This window comes from Flavicella sediminum, assembly GCF_006381105.1.
GTDB classification, from domain to species: Bacteria; Bacteroidota; Bacteroidia; order Flavobacteriales; family Flavobacteriaceae; genus Flavicella; species Flavicella sediminum.
In genome coordinates, this window is the sequence record NZ_VDET01000002.1 from 382,047 (window position 1) to 403,090 (window position 21,044).

Here is a 21,044-nt window from a genome sequence, read left to right on the forward strand (position 1 = left end):
AAAACTATAGCAAGACCTTTTCAATACCATCCTGCTCTAGCCTGCTCTATCCTGTACTGTCATGACCCAAAGACAAAACACTATATAACAACTATTTTAAAAAAAACATAAAGTAAAAAAGGAGAAAATTCACCTAAACAAATTTCTAGACATCAATTAAAACCAATACATGCTCACTTATTTTTTATAAAATGAAGTGACAAACAATTATTTTTAGTCACTCTAAAACAAAACTCCTGTTCCTTTTCTAAACCTTTTTTAAGATTTAGAAAAAGAACAGGAGTACATTTATTTAAAGAACAATACTTGCAGAACAAACACAAATATTTGCTCTTAGACACTTACTTTAAACTTGATTTTGAAAATTACTATTGCGGTATTAGTTCAATAAGTTTTACACTGTGCGGCTCAAGTTCTACTTTTAAAGTAATTTTAGTATCCCTGACTTCAATAAGTGTACCATCAATAGTCTTGGGCAACTTTGCCAAGTTTTCATATTTAGTCTTATTAGCGTCAAATACACTATTCCAGCCATCTTCAAAATAATCATCTGGTCTATTTCCATATATACGAGCACTACTGGTTGTTTTATTTGCAACTCCTGCGGCTCTTACATCTTTATACAACTCATTCATAAAAACACCATGCGTCTTATCAATCGTCCATTCGTTCATCTTCCATGTACTAGTACTCGATACTTCACCTCCTTCAATTACCGGATACATAACTTTACTTGCAGTACTACTTCTTGTTGTATTGTGATTGTATGCCAATATGTAAATTCTACCATTTTTTACAACTGGAATTACACCTGTAAATCCACTAAAATTATGTTCTGCAACAAGTCGATTACCCCCTTCCATTTTCAAGAACATCTCTGTAACATTTCTTCTTCCTGTAGCTAATCCATCTGTAGATTCCTGCCCCCAATCATATATTTCTGAAATCCTATATTGATATGCCATTTCTGCTATGGTAGCATACCAACTTGCCCCAACTTCAGTAGCATCACTTAAACTTAGTCCTCTTTTTCCATTATCACCTTTTAATATCCCAAATTCCTGAATATCAAAAGGAATATCTTTAAACTGCGGATAACTATTTAATTTAGCTCTATAGGGCGCTATTTTTTCTTCTAGTTTTATTGTTTTCTGATCTAATTTCTCATAGTACGACAAACAGAAAAAGCTCATCTTTGTTCCTTTGGTTCCCGTAGCATAATTGGTTCCTGTAGCACAGTGATCAATAATATCAGTCGTCCAGGTAGCAGCACCTTCTGTCAACAAGTTTCCTGGTCCAATGATAGCATCAGGAATTACTTTTAAAACTTCATCCACCGTTATGTCATAATGTTTGAAATATTCATCCCTTGTTCCTCTCCAATGGTGTGGTGTATAATTAGGTTCTGTGGCAACACGAAAACGCCAAGTTTTCACTGTATTCTGACCAAATTCTGTGATTAGTGTTTGTAAAAAAGCATTTATATATTGTCTCCAAAGATCATAATTAATTGGCGGCTTAGAATTCCCATAAGTATCAACTACTCGATCTCCGCTCATATCCCAAGGCACATTGTCTAATACGATCCTAGGTTTAAATCCGGTTTTCATAAAAGCTCTCATACTAGTAAGTAGGTCGCTGAAATCTGTAATAATTTTGCCAGAAGCATCAACTCCTTTATAAAAATTATTTTTATCATCAGTTCTTCCTCCTAAGACACGAACCAAATTATAGCTTTTTACATAGGGCTTAATACCAACTAGACTAGAAGTAAATCCAGTTCCCGTAAATCGTGTTTGATTAATCATTGGTCGTGTAGACCAAAAGTTATACAATTCTCCGACTACAGCACCTGTATTTATAGCAACCACTTTATCAGGATCAACGGTAACAGGACCTTCTGGCTCAGGCTCTTCTGGTTTTGGTGTTACAACTATTTCTTCTTCAACCGGGTCACTTGAGCACGAAAAGAACAAGGCACTTGTGATGCAAAAAGCTACACTAAAAAGTATTTTTCTATTGATTACGAACATCTATAATATATTTAATTTCAGCTGTCTATAATTTAACAGCCTTACAAATTTCATTAATTAAAATAAAAAAAGTGTCCTGAGGTGTTAGGAGTTAGAAAAAACTCAAATTTAAAGGCTTATTTTGTTTCGCTCATTGCCCACAATTCAATAAGAAAAACTATTCGTACTTTATAATTTTTTTGAAGAAGTGCACATCTCGATCTGTACTTGAAATAAAATAGATACCATTAGGAAAGTTAGTCATATCGATTGTTTCTGATGCGTTCGAAGTAGTAAGTTTTTTTAGAACAGCCCCATAGGCATTTGAAATTATCAAATTTGAATTAAGAGGTAGGTTTGCTAAAGCAAGTTTAGCTTTTGTCGGATTGGGAAATATTTTTATTTCTTTTATTTTCTGGGCATCAACAGATAAAGCTTCGTAGCAACTAGATGCTTCATTGTCTAAATCGAAAGCAGAACTATCGGAAATGCCATTTTTTCTTAAAACCATTTTATCTATAAATAAATTTGAAGACCTTGCATCTACCGTGATTGTGTATTCTTTAGCTTCATTAAAAGTTACAAATACTCTGTGTGCAACGTGGTCATTTGTATTGGTTACAAATACCCAATCCAAGGTATTCCCAAAAGCCTTTATAAAATTATCTGTGGAAGTTCCAGCAGCACAGGTCAAATCATCACTTGAGTTACAGTAAGGTTTAGGATACACTTTTGCTCCATTTTTCACCCCATAAAAATCTTCCGCATCAATTTTTAACCAGGCATCATTATGTTCTCCTTTGGAGATCCCTAGGCCTACTTTCATTCTCCATGCAAAACGATAAGTCCCAGGATTGTTTATTTTAACATTGTAAACAATTGGCGCATTAGAAAGACTATTAAATGACTCAGAACCGGACCAATACAAATAATTTGTATCTCTATTTTCTCCATTTATAGTTTCCGTTTCCGTACCAATTTTCCATCTGTTATCATTGATAACTCCTGATTCCATCTCAATAGTTAACAAGCCTTCTTTTTCTTCGAAAGGAAGTAAACCATTACAAGTAGCTTCTTGAGATAACATGGGCATTAATGGTATCAAGACTAAATAAATTACTGTTTTTCTAAGCTGTTTTAACATAACTATTTTTTACAAGTTAACTTCGAAAATAATTTGTTAGTTCAAAGATAGCATCCTGTACAATCACGATTAGAAAACATTTAATTTGTCATTTTTTAAACTCACGTAACTTTCCTTCAAGACTTGCTATGAATTCTCTAGGAAAACGAGCATCTTTAGCGGTATTTATAGTCTTTTGAAGATAATAAAGAGCTTTATCCTTTTCATTTAATTGAAAATAAGCCATCGCTAACGACTGCCCAGCTACGACCTGAGTTCGCATATCAGACCTATAATTTATCAATGCTCTTTCACTAAATTCTTTTGCTTGCTTAGGGTTTCGTATATGCTCATTTGGACAATTAATTAAAAAAGAACCATATGCCTCTTGAATGAAAGGATTGTTAGGGGAAAATTTTAAAGCCGTTTTATATACATCAGCTAGTTCAGTCCACATTTTATTATTTCTATAATAATCGGTAAGGTAATTTATTATAAATACTTGGTCTGGAGTTTCTTTAAATGCCGATTCATAATATTTTATTGCCCCTTTTACATCTCCAGCATTTTTTGCTAAAATTCCATTAAAAATATTAATTCTCGGGTTTTTAGAATCCAGTTTTTCTAATCTCAATAAATACTTTTTTGCATTTATCAAATCTCCTTGTTGTATAGCTAAAAATGTGGCTCCTCCTATTACAGCAGGATCATTTGGGTACTGCGCTACTAATTCATTCATTAAAGCTACACCTTTCTCTTTCATACCTAACCTATCGAAAAAAAATCCTGCTAATCTAGATTTCGTTTCAGGTTTTTGATTTTCACTTTTTTCAGCTACTAAGAAATATTTTTTAGCGGCACTTTTAAGCCCCGAATTTGACAAACCTTTTCCTACACCAATAATCTCATTATAGTCATTTTTAAAAGCTTCCAAATGTACATCTAAATAAGGGAGTGCTTTTCTTCCCATGTTCATAGAAAGATATAGTCGAATGGCTTTAGAAACTATATATTTATTTTCGGGAATTTTTTTCAAACTAAAATCCACCAACTCCATTGCCCAAAGTAAATTATTACTTCTAATGGCATCTTCAATTTGTTTTAATAAATACGTTTCAGTTCTAGAATGGAAGCTTAACTTATCTAACCAAGGATCCACCGGAGATCTATAGTCCTCTAAATCTTTTGATCGCTCTGAATAATACTCACTCAACTTTCTGTTCCCTTTTTCAGCATACATGATACTTAATTGTTTATACGCTGGGCCAAATGAATTCTCACTAGCAATCAATTTTTTTAGTTGATTTTCTGCCAATAAAACTTTACCGCTACTATGATAAGACTTTGCCAATTCTAAACTAGCATAAGCTGATAGCGGAAAATAAGACGTTCTTTTAGTATTCTTTAAAACAAAATATTTCTTATCCATTCCTACTAAGCTTTCAAGTAACTCTTCAAATTGAGTCGTCTCACCTATTTGGTTGTGAGCTTCAGCTTTGTAATACCATGCCAAGTATATATTAGGTTGAATTTCTAAAACATTATTAAAATTCTTAATTGCATCTACAGAATCACTAAGTTCTCTTTTTAAACATCCCAAATAATAACTCCAAATCCACTCTTTAGGAGCTCGTTCAATAGCCAATAGATAGCATACTTCTGCTTGTTCAAAATAATTATTAGCATGATATATCATTCCTAACTTACCAAGGTTGGTAACAGAAGGTTTGCTAATCGTCTTTGCATTGACATTTACAATATATTTTTGAAATGAAATTGAAGTATCGTTTAAATCTGGAATTTCAGGTAATCGATTTGCATATTGATTTTCAATATTTTTATTGATTAAAAAATAGGACAACCCCATACAAAAAACAACTATAGACGAAATAGTCAGTAATATTTTTTTTCTATTCATTTCAATTAAATTAATTAGCTAAAATAACAAAAACCAAGGTGAACATCAATAAAACTAAGAAAATTACACACCTGATTTTTTTAATTTATGTACTTTCGTTTTAGTATTTTTAAAATGAAATTCAATAATGTATCCCTCAAAAAGAAATAACACAAAAACAGTGTATTTTGTATTTTTATTTGTTTCATCTTTATTTTTTGGATGTAAAAATTCGGAAGAAAAAATCAATTTTAAAAAAGCACAAAAAGGACAAGAATTATTTACTTCAGTTGGCTGTGCAACCTGCCACTCTTTATCTGGAGCCAAATTTTACGGACCTTCATTAAATAAAATCTTAGGAACTAAGACTAAAGTAATTCGAAATCATAAAGAATATACCGTTTTCTTTGATGAAAATTATATTAAAAAATCAATTATAGATCCAGATTTCGAAAAACCAATTTTGTTTAAAAGTAAAAAAATGCCAAAGCCAAGTCTTACAACTTTTGAAGTAGATTGCCTTACTAACTACCTTGTAAGCATCAACAAAACATCAACAAAACACTAACTATGCAAAAAAAACATACAGTTCTTTTTTTGTTTTTCTTTTCCGTTTTACTAATCAATTGTAAAAACAAAGAGCGTGAAGAAAACACGAATGAACAAGCAAAAGCTAAAATCCAAAATGAAAATAAATCATTAAAAAATATTTTAACTAAATTTACGCCTATTGCAATTGGAAACAAATTTGAAGATCCTCCACAAATTTCAAATCTTGCTATTGGTGACATCAACAAAGATGAGTTATTAGATGTTGTCGTATGTGACATTAAGAACAATACGATTTCTATAATTAGTCAACATCCTAAAGATACATTTACAGAAAAAATAGTTGCAGACAGTATTGAAGCACCTGCACATGTTCAAATTTTTGATTTTGACAAAGACGGTGATCAGGATTTAATTGTTGCGTTACTGGGCATGCTTTTTCCAAACAATGACAGAATCGGATCAATTATTGTTCTTGAAAATGATGGAGAAAATAATTTTTCTAAAAGAATTGTCCTCGAAAACATAGCTCGTGTTGCCGATGTAAGAGCGGGTGATATAGATGGCGATGGAGATATAGATTTAGCTACTGCCCAATTTGGTTATGATGATGGAGAAACTTCTTGGATCGAAAACTTAGGAAATTGGGCCTTTAAAAATCATAGCTTACAAAATCTTTCTGGCCCCATAAATGTAGAATTAATAGATATTGATTTAGATAATGATTTAGATATTATTTCTTTAGTAACCCAAGAATGGGAAACCATATATTGCTTTGAAAATGATGGCAAAGGCAACTTCAAATCTAAAAAAATATGGGGTGCTAGTAACCAAGATTATGGATCTAGTGGTATTTCAATCACAGATATAAACAAAGACGGAAAGCTAGATATTCTTTACACTAACGGAGATGCTTTCGACTACCTACCTCCGCTTCCAAGACCTTGGCATGGAGTACAATGGCTTAAGAATTTAGGCCATTTAAAATTTAAACATTACCCTATTACTAATTTCCCAGGTGCTTTTAGTGCAAGAACTACTGATATTGACAAAGATAATGACGAAGATATTTTTGTTGTTAGTGGCTTTAATTATTGGGACAAAGCATCTGCCGAAAGTTTAATATTACTGGAAAACAATGGTAACAATACTTTTAAAAAACATACCATAGCAAAATCTCCAACACACTTAATTACATTAGAACTAGGTGATTTTAATAAAGATGGGCTTATGGATATGGTCACAGGTGGTGTATATATTTATCCTCCTTTTGACAAATTAGAGCGTGTTACACTTTGGATGAATACAGGAAAATAACACTTACCATCTCTTACATCAAAAAAATCGAATTCTTGCAACTACAAGCTACTACCTTCAATCAATTAGACAATTGAATACAAATATTGCAGTTAATAATAAGTCTAGTACTTTATTCTAATGTTTTTATACTGCACTTTCATTGGTGGCCCTATATGAACTTGAACACCAAGAAAACCTTTGTTTACTCTATTGATGGTATCTAAATCTAAAACATCACTCATTAAAACACCATTGACATAATGCTGCATACGATTGCCTTTAACAATAAGGTGAACTTTATTCCAATCGTTTGATTTAATGTGCGATTTCAATTGTAATCTACTACCCAAAGTATCAAGTATTGTTCTAGTTTGCCAACAATTCTTGTTTACGTTGTTACGCAATCTGTTCTTAGAAATATTCCTAGGCATTGGTGGGATACTTACTTTTTCACCAACATAAGCTAAAGTTGTTCGTTTTTTTTCCTCGTAGTTTTGCCCCGTGTATCTATTTTTCCCATCAATATCGCATTGATAACCGCTTAGAGCAAAAGGAATCGTATCCATAAGTTTACTTCTATAGTTGATTCCACTGTTACCCGTTTCCGATATTTTATATTCTAATTTTAACTCAAAATCTTTGGGTTGTACTTTTTGATAAATAATAAAAGAATTGCGTTTTAAAATTGTTTCAGGTGTTACCTCTCCAATTAAACGACCTTCTTTAACACTCCAATAAGTAGAATCTCCATGCCAACCATCTAAATTTTCGCCATTAAAAACAGACCTAAAGTCATCCTTTTTAACAGCTTTTTTTTTACCAATACAAGCCGATAAGCAAACACTTAAAAATAGAATTGTTAGCTGTTTCATTATTCTTTTTTTGCTTTTGGACCATCATAATCATACCTAAACCAATCTACATCAATATGACCAGCATCTTCTTTTTCGTTCCAAGAAAAGAAACCTAATCTATCTCCCGTCCATTTTCCAAAGGCAATTGTAAATTTGGGACCAAATGGTTTAAATTCTGCCCCATTTAAGCTATACTCATAGATGGCTTGATTCACAATATTTGAAGTTCTAATATACAATTCATTGCCTGTTATTTTTGGCCCTTTTGTTTTTTCTGACATTGGATTCATATAAAACAAATTCTTCTTTCCATTTTCATCAACCTCAACACCTAATAAATTATATACACCACCATATCTCACAAAACCTGCCAATTGATGTGGTTTCATTCCTGATATATCAAATTTAGCGACAGCGGTACCTGTTGTAATTCCCATTATACGTTGACTTAATGTATTACAAGCTCTCCAAAAATCCGAATCTGACCCATCATTATTCGTCCACTGATTTATATTGGGGCCAAAACCTTTTTTATGAGGTAAAACTTTGCTCGCTTTTAAACGCAGCCAACCCGGTTTTTCTGTCAATGACCAATGTGTATTTCTTGGATTGTGATTCCATTCCCATTGAAAACCTAGTTTCTCTTTAGAAAAATCATCGTCAGAACTCGGAGCAGCGATTGGATAGCCCATAATTGGTTTTTTATACTTTTTGACTGGCTCTCCAATACCATCATTATCTTCATCAACTCCAATAATTGGCCAACCGCCTACCCAAGTAACAGGAGCCAAACATTGTGGTCTTCCCTGAAACGGGATATCATCATTTTGAATTAATTGATGCATATACCACCAAGATTTATCTGGAGCTTGCATCAATCCACCTTGACTGCAACTCCTATCGTTAAATGCCGTCCCTTTTTCCATCACAGTTTTTACTTCATAAGGACCATAAATACTTTCTTTAGAACGCAATACAATTTGTTTCCTATCATTTTTCGGATTTTTAACACCCGGTTTTGTTGAGTTGTCACCAATAGTCCATTGCGCTAAGAAAATGTACCATGTACCTTCAATCTTATAAATTTTAGCAGCCTCTGCTCCCATACCTGTATACACCAATTTACCCTCGTCTAGGATTTTAGTACCATCCCAACTCATTTCATAAATTCTGTTTTCGTTCCCTTCAATCTTGTTGGTTGAACTTTTTTGTTTTCCTGCAGTATTAATAATTATATAAGCTTTATGCGCCTCTTCATCCCAAAACACCCCAGGATCATCCAATACTTCTGATTTTGGAAGCATCATTTTAGGCTTACTCCATGGCCCTTTAATATCCTTCGCAGTAGTTACCATTAAACCATGCTGATAATCTATTTGATAACAAAACCAAGTACCTTCATGATATGCTAAATCACCAGCCCAAACACCAAAAGAATAACCATTCATTCTATCCCAATTGTATTCAGGCCCCCAAGACAAGTCATTAAAAACGTGTCCAACATTTGTCCAATTCACCATGTCCTTAGATTCCAAAATTGGCATTCCAGGAGACATGTGTTGCTTAGAGGTAATCATATAATACGTATCACCAACTTGCTCAATATCCGAGTCTGGATAATCTGCATTCAATATGGGATTTACGTAAGTACCATCACCTTGATCTCCCCAACTTCCTGTAGTAGACTTAGCCAACACATTTGCCTGTGTACTTCCTTTTTTTTCTGATTTTGAATTGCATGCGAAAAAAGTAATTACGAGTAGGTAACCAAATAATTTGCTAAATGTTGAATTGTATATTTTCATAAGTTCATTGTTTATTTATGATAATTTCAAATATAAGTAAGCATTGCATAAATATTATCCTGACCTATCATGCATTCTTGAAAAAACTACCTTTACAGAAGTGTTAATACCGTAGTTAACTTAACGATTCTCTAAGAATATTTTATACTTAAGTATTATTACTTATTAATTTATTTTTAAATCGACAACTCGTAAGACGCTTGGCTTTCTAATAGCAATTGGTTCATCTTGAAGCATAATAGACAAAACACCTTCGTTTTTCCAACGATAAATATCGCCTAACATATCATTCATAAACGGACCTTTTACCGAATGTGCAATATGCCAATCTTGCCAATTATTTTTAGCGGTCGCCACTGCTACAATTAAATCTTCTCCATCGGCATCATTACTTCTTCCTTTGATTGACGTATTTGTTGTACCACAGTAAATCATTACCAGATTGTCGTTTTTGTCTGAAAAAATTTTAGGTCGATTCCCAACTGCCATTGGCAATTCTAAGCTATTCCATTTTCCTTTTTTAGTGCGCCAATAATGAAAATACCGTTGCGCTGCTTTTGGTCCCCAGCGACTTGCTCCTAATTTGCCGCCTGCTGCTTCAATTGTTTCTTTAGTTCCATGAAACATGACCACATGAACCCGTCCTTTTGAGTCTATTACCTGACCATGATCATTCATTAAACCGAATACCCTTGGAATAGAGTGCACCACTATGCCCGGTGAATTAACATTTGGAATTTCTGCAAACAACTTTCCTTTATTGTTCTTCCATGTAACTCCTTGATCATCGCTATAAACATACATTAAATCGTGATTTGCCCCTTGACTATTTTCTCGCCATACAAAAGTTACATGAAGCCTTCCGCTAGGATCATAGTCATAACCATTGGGATAAGAACAACGTGTTTCACTTTTCCCCAACTGATCTTCAAACTCCCCTAAAGCCGAGTCTATTTGTCTAGTATTTTCCCATCTCCCAATTTGGGCATTGTAATCAACCAACATACGATCTCCATTTCCGGACCCTCCTCTTCGATAGTTCATTTGAAGATTACCTTCAGGAGTTTGCCAAAATTTTGGATACGTTATTCTGATAGGTTTATTTTCTTCTAACTCTCCCTTAATGGGACCAAATGAAGCCGCATTCCACTCCATAGTTTCAGGATTTGTAGCTAAACCTTTTTTTGAAACTCGATAATGCAAAGGGTACACATGATGGTCAAATGCCAAGTGAATAGTACCATCATTAGGACAAATACCTAAGGAAACAATATTATGTGAATCGTCACTTTTAAAATCGTAATCTAAAAACTGTATGGTTTTCCAAGGCCCTGAAGGAAGTCTTCTTCTGGAAATACAGACACGTCGGTTTTGATTATAATAAGTAATATATTGATACCCTTTATGCGAGGCCAATGCATCTTTTTGATACGTTCTGCCATTTATGGCTTGTCCAAATCTACCTTTTATTGTCAGCGCTTTTGAATCTACAATAGAAATACTTTTTTCCTCGATTGTAATTTGTGCATTTACAAAAGTAACAAACAACATAAAAAAGCAACATGCATATCGCATGTTTATTATCATGAACTTCCCCATAAACATTAAATTCTTTTTTATTTTAAATACTCAAAATGATAGACACCTGAACCCAATAGTATTCCTGAATCGTCAACAATTTCTACCTTATTTTCTTTTTGATATGTTTGAAAGCTTTCGCCGTTAATTTTTAAAGTTTCTAACTCCTTATTCGTTAGTACAACTTGTGCTTTTGTATTAAAAGGAACTTCTAAATTCATTGAAAAAATGTTTTCCTTTACTTCCCATGAATTATGAATAGTTCCATAGGGTGTGGGTATTGAAACATTCGTACTTGTTATTTTTGCTGAAAACTCTGGATTCACGGTAAATAATTTATAACCTGTTGCTTTATTTGAAGATTTCACACCACCTAAAGACTCAAAGAAATATGCTGCGAAACCACTGTGCATAGGATGATTTAACGAATTCGTTGGTCCTTCCATTTTCTCCCATTCAAACTGACGCTCTGGCCAAGTAGTAAATCCATTATTCATCACATAGGTTTGACTTGGAAAATCGGGCGTTGTTAAAATTTCATAGGCTAAATCTGCTTTTCCATGTTTTGCTAAAACAGTATAAATATATCTATTTCCATGAATGCCCGTTGAATGATGCCCACCCTTAACGTCAACAATGTCATGAACCAATCCATTCACTACATTTTCTAAATCAGCTTCTGGCACCATACCAAACTGCAAGGCCTGAACCGTAGCTGTTTGACTTTGATACCACTTGTGATTTGTTCCTGAAACCTCAACCAAAAAAGCTTTGTTAAAAGCTGCTTTTAACTCCTGCTTTTCTTTTTTCATTTTAGCTTCATAGGCCTTATCGTTGTTCACTTTAGCAAAACGTTCCATAATGCCTAAGACATCATAGAAATAAGCATTTGCCGAGATAATAGGATTACATTCCATAGCTCCTGGGTTTTTTCTTCTATCCCAACTTGGCGGACACCAATCTCCCATTCCATCTTGCATGATGCCATTGTTATTTTTATATGACAAATAAAAATTCGTCAAGCTTTTCATCTCTTTGTAATATTCTTTTACAATTGAATCATCTCCATAATGCAAATAATTATACCAAGGCAAATACATGGTTGCCACACCCCAATCAATTTTTGCATAGCTTGACGTACGTTTTCCAGGAGCGATCATTGTTGGTACCTGAAATTTAATTTCAGGATTATTATGTCCTTTAGTTGGTCTCATTTGAGTACGAATATCTTCCATGTATTTTTTATAGAAATCATACATGTCATAATTATATAATGCATATTCACAAAACGCGTGTGCATCTCCTAACCAACCACATTTTTCGCGATGCGGACAATCCTCTGGAATTCCATGAACATTATCAACTATGGTCCACTTACTAATACGATGCATTTTATTTAACAAGGCATCTGAAGAAGAAAAACTTCCTGTTTCTTGAATATCTGTAGCTACTAAAACAGCTTTAATCATTTTGCTGTCTGGTTTTGTAGACACCCCTTTTATTTTTGCATATCGAAAACCGTGATAACTAAATTTTGGCTCCCAAGATTCTATTTCACCTCCTTTACAGATATATTTATAAACCTGAGCCATACCATTTGCTCCACCACCTGTAGAACCTTGAAAAATATCTTTTCCATTTCTTAACAAGGCTTCTGTTGTTGTAATTTCTATAAGTTGGCCTTCTTTTTCTTTTACATTTATTTTTACCCAACCAGCAATATTCTGTCCAAAATCTACAATCCAATCTCCATTTGGAGCTTTAAATACCTTTTTCGGCTTAAATTCTTTTAATTTTTTAATTGCAGGAATTTGTTGTGCACTTATTTTTTTGACTTTAGGTGCTACTTCTTTTGCGGTCCCCCATGAACTGTCGTCATATTTAACAGTAGTCCAATTACCTAATTCATAATTGGCGTCATAGGTATCACCTCCATAAATATTATTGAAAACTATTGGCCCCGTTGATTCTTTCCATGTTTCATCTGTATAAAATGTAGTTTTAGTTCCATCTACATATGTTACATTCACCAAAAACCGAACTGCTGGAGAGCCATAAGACATATCTTTTTCCGATTCTGGATCTCTTTTCCAAGAAATATCTTGGCCATAAAAACCATTTCCTAAAATAATTCCAAAAGCATTTTTCCCTGATTTTAGTTGTTCCGAAATATCATAATTTACATAATAAGCTTGCTTATCGTAATTAGAAGGAGCAGGATCTAAAACATGATCGCCTACTTTAGCACCATTCAAATAAAGCTCATAATACCCCAATCCACAAATATAAGCTTGTGCATTTTCTATTTCTTTTTCTGTATTAATAACATTTCTAAAATAAGATGCTGCTTGCCCATTAACCATGATAGACGCTTTCATTGGTCCTGTTTTGTATTCACGAAAACTATGTTCTGATGTTCTTGTGTCTTTATTTAGGCTTATCCATTTTGAGTCTCCCCAATTTGCTTCATCTATCAACCCCGTTTGAAAACTTTGAGTTTCAGACCAATCTGATTCTTGTTTTTTCTCGTCCCAAATTTTTACTTTCCAGTAATACGCAGTTACTGCATTAAGTTTTGTTCCTTTATATTTTATAAAAGTAGATTTTGCATCTTCCGTTTTACCAGAATTCCATAAATCTCCCTGATTGTTATTTAATTTTTCTAAACTAGATGCTACTAATATTTGATAAGCTGATTGCGACTTATTAAATCCTTCAGCATTTACAAGCCATGAAAAAAGAGGTTCTTCACTTTCTATAGCTGTTGGATTCTCTTTTGAATTGACTACCAATTTATCAAAAGCAATGGCTGTATTTGAAATTGTGACATCCTTACAAGAAATGAAAATTAATGCCATCCATACAATAGACAATAACGGTTGTTTTTTTATCATTTTAATGGAATTTGATTTTAAGATAGATTTAAAAAGTATACATTTTAAGAGTTACTACTTCCAATTCTTTGACGAATTAAAAATAAAAAATCATGGTGTGTAAAGTTATCCCTACCACCCGTTGTAATTATCCTGTACTGTCATGTTACTATTTAAGTAATACAAGCGCTAAATAGAATTCCCTATTCCCACTAAAACTACAGATAAAAGAATCACTAAAATTCCACCTGTAATGGTATATTTTGTTTTTTTAGCAACACCAGTCCATTCTTTACGATACACTCCCCAAAGGTTTGCTGTTAAGATAATAGTAGACATGTGTAAAATCCAAGAACTAGCACCATTCCCTAATTTACTTTCTCCCATACCGTAGAAAAAGAATTGCATAAACCAGATGGTTCCTGCTAATACAGAAAACATAATATTTTTTGATATTGGTGTGCTTTTATTTGTAAAATCTTTATAAGATTTATTTTTGATACTTAACAAAGTAGTCCACACTAAATTAGACACCAATCCGCCCCAAAGAATGACAACAAATGTGACATTGTTTGAGTACAAATGATCGTAACCAGCTTCGACCGCAGCATCTGCTAAAGGTTTTCCTGCTTCTATACCAAAGCTAAAAAAAGAACTTAAAATACCAGAAAGTACAGCTACTATTAGCCCTTTTACCAAATTAAATTCTGATACACTTTTCTTTTTTTCTTCATCGGATAGTTCTTTTTCTTTTAGAACTCCTGCTTTTCCACAAATTGCAATTCCTAACACACACACTAAAACACCAAGTAATACAACTTGTCCGCCAGAATCGGCCAACATATCTGTAAAAGATGTTTTTCCTGCTTCAGGATTAATATTGTAATAAATGGAAGGTACTATAGCACCAAAAGCAGCACAAAAACCAAGTACTACAGAATTACCCAAAGACATCCCTAAGTAACGTACACCAAGCCCGTAAGACAAACCTCCAACACCCCAAAGTAATCCCATTAAAAAGGTAAAACTTAAAATAGTACTAGAACTTGCTGTGATTATACCTACGAAACCAGGGACAGTTAAATATGCCGCAATTGGCGGTACTATCAACCACGACATGACACCACCAACCATCCAATAAGTTTCCCAAGACCAACCTTTTACCTTGTTGTACGGCATATAAAAACTACCTGCGGCTACGCCTCCTAATGAATGAAATAGCACTCCTAATATTGCTTGCATAATATTTTAAATATGAAATTTATTTACACTAAATTTTATTAACATACTCCGGGTTTTGAATTTTTGGAATAGGTGCATTTGTTTTTTCCCACCATTTCTTCAAAAGCTTTAATAACTCTTCTACTTTTTCAGGATTTGCTTCTGCAAGATTATATCTTTCTCCAATATCTTGGGATAAATTATATAGCTCAACACCATCATCTTCAAAATAATAATGAAGCTTCCAATTTCCTTTTCTTATGACAGATCCTGGGCGTGTTCTAAATAATGGATCTCGATTTTCATTATCATTTACATTATAAGCTTGTAAATAAATTGGGAAATGCCAATATAAAGGACGTTCAAAAACCTGTACTTCTTCTTCTAAAACAGGTGATAAATTATTACCATCCAATTGAAACGAGCTAGCATCAATACCTGCATATTCCAATACCGTTGGGAAAATATCTAAATTCGTTATCGGAATGCCACTCTTCGTATTCGGTTGAATCTTACCATTTAATACAAAGAAAAAAGGCTCTCTAATACCACCTTCATAATAGCTACCTTTTCCAGCTCTTAATGGTTTTTGTTTGGTTATTCCATACAAACCGCCGTTATCCGAAGTAAAAACAATTAAGGTATTATCAAAAAGATTTCTTTCTTTTAATTTATTGATGAGTAACCCAATATTTCTATCTAAATTGTCTACCATAGAAGCGTATTCTGGATTTCCCTGACCTTTCCAAGGTGATTTTTTCTCATACTTAGGCACAATACTATCTACTGCCATTATAGGTACATGAACCGCATAGGGCGAATAATTCAAATAAAATGGTTTTTGAACGGTATCTACAAACTTTAAAGCATTTTCCATAACCAAATCGGTCAAATACTGGCTATTACCTTTTTCGATATTAACATTTTTATAGGGTGGGTAATAACTCTTAGGTAGCCCATTATGCCCTCCTGCGATATTAACATCAAAACCATATTCTAAAGGATTGTCACTTAAATGCCACTTGCCAGCATGACAGGTTATATAACCGTTTTTATGCAAAACCTCTGGTAAAATAATATGCTTTGGAGATAAAGTATGTGTGTTTTTAGTTGGAATTAGTTTTCTGTTTTCAGATTTTCCTCGTGTTGAGGGACTAACTGTATAAATGCCATGGCGCTGTGCCCATTGCCCTGTCATTAAATTGGCTCTACTGGGCGCACAATTAGCTGCTGATGCATAACCATTTGTAAACACCATACCTAAACTAGAAAGATAATCTATGTTTGGTGTTTCATAATATTTACTTCCCATAAAACCAACATCCTTCCAACCCATATCATCAACATTTATGATGACTATGTTTGGAACTTTCGATTTCGGTTCATTATCACAAGACCAATAAAGTAATACTACTAAAAATACAGCTATTAGTTTTTTCATTCTTTCAATAAAATTAAAAGAACGAAAATAGTACAGATATACCCTTTCTATATCCTGATGTGTCATGTTTCAAAATACATCCAACTAACAAATACAAACTACCCTTAAATTTAAAAGTCTACCAAGTTTTCCTAATTTATTTCCTATGTGCCCTACGCCAATAGCACAATGATGCGATGGTCCTTGTTTAGACCATTCGTTCATAAACCCTCTTGCACCTATAGAAAAACGATAACGACTATTTGTATTTCCTATTTGTAACACAGGCCCTTCTACAGATTCACCTTCGGCAACCAATAAAAACACATCGTCTTTACCTTCTACTACAGATAATAAGGTTACTGGGCCATGTTTTACAGTCATTTGAATAGATAATCCTTTACCTGGTTTACCGTGGTATACAGGAAGCGGAACCAATTGTACATTGCCTTCTGCTATAGCTAAATGTGCTGGTCCATCATGCCCGAGCATCACAATATCATCGTTAAAATCCATAGCATAAAACTCAGAAAAAGAACCACCAACACCAAAGGCATCCATAATTTTCATGGCTTGTGCATTTTTGACTTCATACTCGCCAGCTACAGGTATATTTCTCCCTGTTAATAAGGTGTTTCCTGCAATAACAGAGGTTACAATATTTTCATATTCATTTCCTGAATCTCCTTCATAATAATAGGCTAAAGATCCTAAATTATGTACTTCAACTAATTTATCTAACGCTACAGATGTTTTAGCTGCACGTTTTATTTCGTCTTCCTCACAAGCCTCAACCACTTCAAACGTGGTATGAAATTCTTTAATTTTTTCATTTACCTCCGTATCTGTAGCTTCATCTCTATACCTTTTAAGCTCACACATTTCTACAATTTCTATATGCGTGCCAAATGCTGCCGATTGCTTCGTTAAATCTGAATATACATCTAGCATACCACAGTAATAATGTCCTAAAATACCTAAACGATTGTTATTCATTACTGAAGCCACGTTAGCTGCATCTATCCAATCTTGAATCTCGTCCCAAACCGCTTGCTCATCTAAATACCCTGTAACAAATTCATAATCTATCCCCGAACGGTTAAATACATTTGCTAATTCTGGCACTGAACACGCTTGACAATGTGCCAACCACTCGCCTGTCATTTTTCCTCTATCTCCTAGTTTGTTAAAACTTTCGTAGTCTATCGCAGCTACAGGCTGTATATTTAAAATTATAATTGGGCAACCTAGTTTTTGAACGACAGGTAAAACTGTAGATGATAAGGCATAGGTAGACACATATAAAAAAAGGATATCTACATCCTCAGTTTTCAAAACTTGAGCCTTTTCTCGTGCTTTTACAGGCGAATCCACCAAGCCTACATTAATTACCTCTGCCCCAAAACTTTGCATTTTGTCTGCAACTTGCTTTTGATAGCCTTCTAATCGTTCTAACAAACCTTCAAATTGTGGCCAATAGGTATCTAAACCGACACCAAATAATCCTACTTTTATCATTGTTATATCTTTTTCTTAATCTTATTATTAATAGTTTAAAAGCTTTACAGGTCCTTGTATACCTGTTGGTACTAAATCTTTATATCGTCTAGTCCAACCATTTGTCATTTTATTATTTTTAAGCGATTTGGCGTAGTTTGCCAATACTGTGGTATAATGAATTTCTATTTCGTTATCTCCTTTCTTAAGATAATTTGCTATATCATAAAGTGCTTTTCCGTACCAACGTTTCCCTACTTTTTGTCCATTTATGTACAACTCTGTAACTCCTTCGTTTACATCGCCTAAATCTAAATGTGTAAAACCTGCTGTGTTACTTACCGTTGTTTTATAAATTATTTTTCCACCAAAACCACTTTGTGTGCTATCATTAGATTTGCTAAAATCGATAAGTTCTTTCATTTGCCACGTAAAAGTTTGCTTATCTATTTGATTTCCTGTTACGGTCCAATTAACATCTAATACTTTAGAATCTTTTATTTTAGTGCTTACAGGAACAGCTTTTACAGATGGTTTTTCATCTTCAAAAATTAATAATAAAGACTCTAAAGGTTTTAAACTGATGCTTAACTCATTTGTTTTAGAAGCGTAATAATACGGTGTTCTTTCTCCTGTTTCAGGATTCCAAACCCAAGGGTATTTCCCTTCAACAGGAAATTTAGCATCAAAATTGGTGGTTTCGAACCTGTGTATATTCGTAAAGAAGTAAATATCTTTATCAGCAGTAAACTGATGTAATTGATACACCTTTTTTGTTGGATTGCTAATGACAACATCTGCAGCAATTTTAGATTCTTTTAAGATCTGTTCTGTCCATGGCAATAAGTCATCTAAAGATTTTGGTTCTTTTACCTGAATGAAAGATTTAGGATTTTCTGCCAACAACTTATCTAAAGTACTTTTTACAATGTTATCATTTTTTTCAAAATCTTTAAAATGTAATGATTTTGTTGGCATTTGATCTACAACCACTACTTTTCCTCCAGATTCTACATAGTTTTTTATAATGATTGCAGCCTCTGGACTAATCGATTTTAAGCTTGCTAAAACAAGTAAATCATAAGTCATATCACCAAAAGAAATAGTCCCATCTTTAATTACAGATCCTTCTAAAACTCTTTGATTGATATATTCACACGAATACCCTAACTGACTGATAGGCTCCCATAATTTATACAAATACCCTAAGTTATCTTGCAGTTTCCCTCTATTTAATCCGTAATCACCCCAAACATCTGCAGTTGGGCCAACAATAGCCACCGATTTTTCTGCTTGCGAATTTTGAAATACATGAGATAAACGTGCATTATAACCTGTCCAATGGTTTAAATGCTCCCACCATGTATTATGTTCACTAAAATAAGTTCCAAAACGTACCCATCCTGGAAACTCAACTTCAGGTGGCGAATAGTTATAACCATGCACTACAGTATGATTAATTCCTGTAATAAAATTCATATCATCATGCTGCTTTATCTCTTCTAGAGTTGCTTTAAAAACCCCATGTAAATTGGTAAATGCTTCACTACTTGTAATTTTCTTTCCTGTTAAGTGTGCCCCTGCTGATGCATGCATATTCCAAAGCATATACCCATGATCTTCTTTCCATTTCCAGATAGAATCTTTCATTTCTACGGTATAAATCCAGTTATTACTTTCAGGAATATCTGGTATCATATTACCATCTAACAGCCCCATTAAAAATGGTGTTCCGTATGCTTGGTAACGGCATAACACATTATTTTCTATACAAAAATCTTTATAAGTTTGGGTAAAGTTTTTTAAGAATGTTTCTACCAATAATTTATTATAATCATAACGTACACGCTTTAATTGATCTTTAAACTCTGGAGTGAAATTTTTAGAATATTTATCTTTTGAATAATCATCATAGGCTAAATAAAACACAAAAGGCATCCAATTATCTAATTTATAACCATAGGTTTTATAAAAAATATCAGCAAAACCATCGGTCCAGTTTGCTCCAGAAACTTCTATACTATCGCAAAACAAGGCTCTTATTAAATCGCTTAAAGGATAACCCGATCGTTCAGAAATTTTCTTTAATCTATTTAAATATGCTAAGGTCATTTCTTTTTTGTAATGATCCATTACAGGGCCTGCACCACCTGGTGCACCTAATGTTACATCTCTAAAATTTTGTTGTACTAAGCCGTAACTTAAAAAGTAATCTCCTTCTTTTTCTATCTTGTAAGATAATTTTCCGTTGCTATCTAAATGCTTATTAAGATCAATCACCTCATTTGCATTCTCGCAATTTTCTGGCACTAAGGTTACATGCGATAGTTTATAAGTTGTACGTTTACTAATGTGTTTTTGAGCACGGTAGTTTTTATATTTTTCTTTATATAAATTGATAAGAAAAGGCTCGTCTACAGAAATAGTTTCGCCACCTTTGTAAGCCACATTATCGGAAACCATTCGCTGGCAAGTTTCATCGTCTTTAAGAAACTCTCCACCAAATGGCCAACCCGTTCCCGCAATCATATCGGTAATCATGCCTAAATCTTTGGCTTTTATACAAGCATGTACTACCATATCAATCCATTCGTCACTCATCCAAACTAAGGACTTATCTCCATTATCAGGAGCTGCAGGCATACCAATAGGGTTAATTTCTACACCGCCAAAACCTACACTATGCAGCGACTCCAATTCTCGATCTAATTCTTTCGCTTTAATTTTATCTCCGTTCCACCACCAACGAACAAATGGACGTGCTTGGGCTGGTGGATTTTGGAAACTACTGTAAAAATCTTTATGTGTTTTTTCTGCATTATCAGTATTGCAACTACCTACAATAATAAAGAGAAATACATAAACCGATAATGTTCTAAAAATTCTCTTAGTAGTTAATATTCTTTTATTTTTCAT

13 protein-coding genes are annotated in these 21,044 nt (G+C 33.6%); 2 read left to right on the forward strand and 11 right to left on the reverse strand.

Translation table 11 applies throughout. From position 1 onward, the window contains the following. Positions 1 to 368: 368 nt before the first annotated feature. The 3 genes from FGM02_RS02340 to FGM02_RS02350 all read right to left on the reverse strand — a co-directional run bounded on the left by FGM02_RS02340 (position 369) and on the right by FGM02_RS02350 (position 5,053). Positions 369 to 2,033: a GH39 family glycosyl hydrolase gene (locus FGM02_RS02340; RefSeq protein ID WP_139956555.1), complete on the reverse strand. Its 1,665-nt coding sequence runs from the start codon at positions 2,031 to 2,033 to the stop codon at positions 369 to 371. Positions 2,034 to 2,190: 157 nt separating this feature from the next. Then, positions 2,191 to 3,156, reverse strand: coding sequence for a T9SS type A sorting domain-containing protein (locus FGM02_RS02345; protein WP_139956557.1), 966 nt, complete (start codon positions 3,154 to 3,156; stop codon positions 2,191 to 2,193). 88 nt (positions 3,157 to 3,244) lie between these two features. Beyond that, on the reverse strand, positions 3,245 to 5,053 hold the full coding sequence (locus FGM02_RS02350; protein ID WP_139956559.1) for a tetratricopeptide repeat protein: 1,809 nt from the start codon (positions 5,051 to 5,053) through the stop codon (positions 3,245 to 3,247). Positions 5,054 to 5,180: 127 nt separating this feature from the next. On the opposite strand from FGM02_RS02350, the gene FGM02_RS02355 reads away from it, so the two are divergent. Further along, complete coding sequence (locus FGM02_RS02355) at positions 5,181 to 5,600, forward strand: c-type cytochrome (RefSeq protein WP_139956561.1); 420 nt, start codon at positions 5,181 to 5,183, stop codon at positions 5,598 to 5,600. A 2-nt stretch (positions 5,601 to 5,602) separates the two neighbouring features. Next, the gene (locus FGM02_RS02360) at positions 5,603 to 6,898 is read left to right on the forward strand and encodes an FG-GAP repeat domain-containing protein (RefSeq protein ID WP_139956563.1); all 1,296 of its coding nucleotides are present in this window, start codon (positions 5,603 to 5,605) and stop codon (positions 6,896 to 6,898) included. A gap of 104 nt (positions 6,899 to 7,002) precedes the next feature. Here FGM02_RS02360 and FGM02_RS02365 read toward each other — a convergent pair whose 3' ends face one another. From FGM02_RS02365 to FGM02_RS02400, 8 genes are all read right to left on the reverse strand, one after another. Beyond that, positions 7,003 to 7,752 carry a 3-keto-disaccharide hydrolase gene (locus FGM02_RS02365; protein ID WP_139956565.1) on the reverse strand — a complete coding sequence of 250 codons (750 nt, stop codon included), beginning with the start codon at positions 7,750 to 7,752 and terminating at the stop codon, positions 7,003 to 7,005. Then, positions 7,752 to 9,539: a glycoside hydrolase family 43 protein gene (locus tag FGM02_RS02370; protein ID WP_139956568.1), complete on the reverse strand. Its 1,788-nt coding sequence runs from the start codon at positions 9,537 to 9,539 to the stop codon at positions 7,752 to 7,754. Before FGM02_RS02370 ends, FGM02_RS02365 begins: the two co-directional genes overlap by 1 nt. 165 nt (positions 9,540 to 9,704) lie before the next feature. Continuing rightward, positions 9,705 to 11,138, reverse strand: coding sequence for a BNR repeat-containing protein (locus FGM02_RS02375; protein WP_166461117.1), 1,434 nt, complete (start codon positions 11,136 to 11,138; stop codon positions 9,705 to 9,707). 17 nt (positions 11,139 to 11,155) lie between these two features. Further along, on the reverse strand, positions 11,156 to 14,011 hold the full coding sequence (locus tag FGM02_RS02380; RefSeq protein ID WP_139956572.1) for an alpha-L-rhamnosidase: 2,856 nt from the start codon (positions 14,009 to 14,011) through the stop codon (positions 11,156 to 11,158). A 168-nt stretch (positions 14,012 to 14,179) separates the two neighbouring features. Next, entirely contained in the window at positions 14,180 to 15,232 is a 1,053-nt protein-coding gene (gene rhaT, locus FGM02_RS02385; RefSeq protein WP_139956574.1) for an L-rhamnose/proton symporter RhaT, read from the reverse strand. 28 nt (positions 15,233 to 15,260) lie between these two features. Next, entirely contained in the window at positions 15,261 to 16,652 is a 1,392-nt protein-coding gene (locus FGM02_RS02390) for a sulfatase (RefSeq protein ID WP_139956576.1), read from the reverse strand. A gap of 84 nt (positions 16,653 to 16,736) precedes the next feature. Beyond that, positions 16,737 to 18,149: an L-fucose/L-arabinose isomerase family protein gene (locus tag FGM02_RS02395; protein WP_139956578.1), complete on the reverse strand. Its 1,413-nt coding sequence runs from the start codon at positions 18,147 to 18,149 to the stop codon at positions 16,737 to 16,739. Between the two features lie 27 nt (positions 18,150 to 18,176). Continuing rightward, complete coding sequence (locus FGM02_RS02400; protein ID WP_139956580.1) at positions 18,177 to 21,044, reverse strand: glycosyl hydrolase; 2,868 nt, start codon at positions 21,042 to 21,044, stop codon at positions 18,177 to 18,179.

Bases quoted from the DNA above. Each gene is read 5' to 3' on its own strand.
- FGM02_RS02355 (WP_139956561.1), top strand. From the start codon at position 5,181: ATGTATCCCTCAAAAAGAAATAACACAAAAACAGTGTATTTTGTATTT.
- FGM02_RS02340 (WP_139956555.1), bottom strand. From the start codon at position 2,033: ATGTTCGTAATCAATAGAAAAATACTTTTTAGTGTAGCTTTTTGCATC.
- FGM02_RS02350 (WP_139956559.1), bottom strand. From the start codon at position 5,053: ATGAATAGAAAAAAAATATTACTGACTATTTCGTCTATAGTTGTTTTT.
- FGM02_RS02365 (WP_139956565.1), bottom strand. From the start codon at position 7,752: ATGAAACAGCTAACAATTCTATTTTTAAGTGTTTGCTTATCGGCTTGT.
- FGM02_RS02370 (WP_139956568.1), bottom strand. From the start codon at position 9,539: ATGAAAATATACAATTCAACATTTAGCAAATTATTTGGTTACCTACTC.
- FGM02_RS02395 (WP_139956578.1), bottom strand. From the start codon at position 18,149: ATGATAAAAGTAGGATTATTTGGTGTCGGTTTAGATACCTATTGGCCA.
- FGM02_RS02360 (WP_139956563.1), top strand. From the start codon at position 5,603: ATGCAAAAAAAACATACAGTTCTTTTTTTGTTTTTCTTTTCCGTTTTA.
- FGM02_RS02375 (WP_166461117.1), bottom strand. From the start codon at position 11,138: ATGGGGAAGTTCATGATAATAAACATGCGATATGCATGTTGCTTTTTT.
- FGM02_RS02380 (WP_139956572.1), bottom strand. From the start codon at position 14,011: ATGATAAAAAAACAACCGTTATTGTCTATTGTATGGATGGCATTAATT.
- FGM02_RS02400 (WP_139956580.1), bottom strand. From the start codon at position 21,044: ATGAAAAATAAAAGAATATTAACTACTAAGAGAATTTTTAGAACATTA.
- FGM02_RS02345 (WP_139956557.1), bottom strand. From the start codon at position 3,156: ATGTTAAAACAGCTTAGAAAAACAGTAATTTATTTAGTCTTGATACCA.
- FGM02_RS02390 (WP_139956576.1), bottom strand. From the start codon at position 16,652: ATGAAAAAACTAATAGCTGTATTTTTAGTAGTATTACTTTATTGGTCT.
- rhaT (WP_139956574.1), bottom strand. From the start codon at position 15,232: ATGCAAGCAATATTAGGAGTGCTATTTCATTCATTAGGAGGCGTAGCC.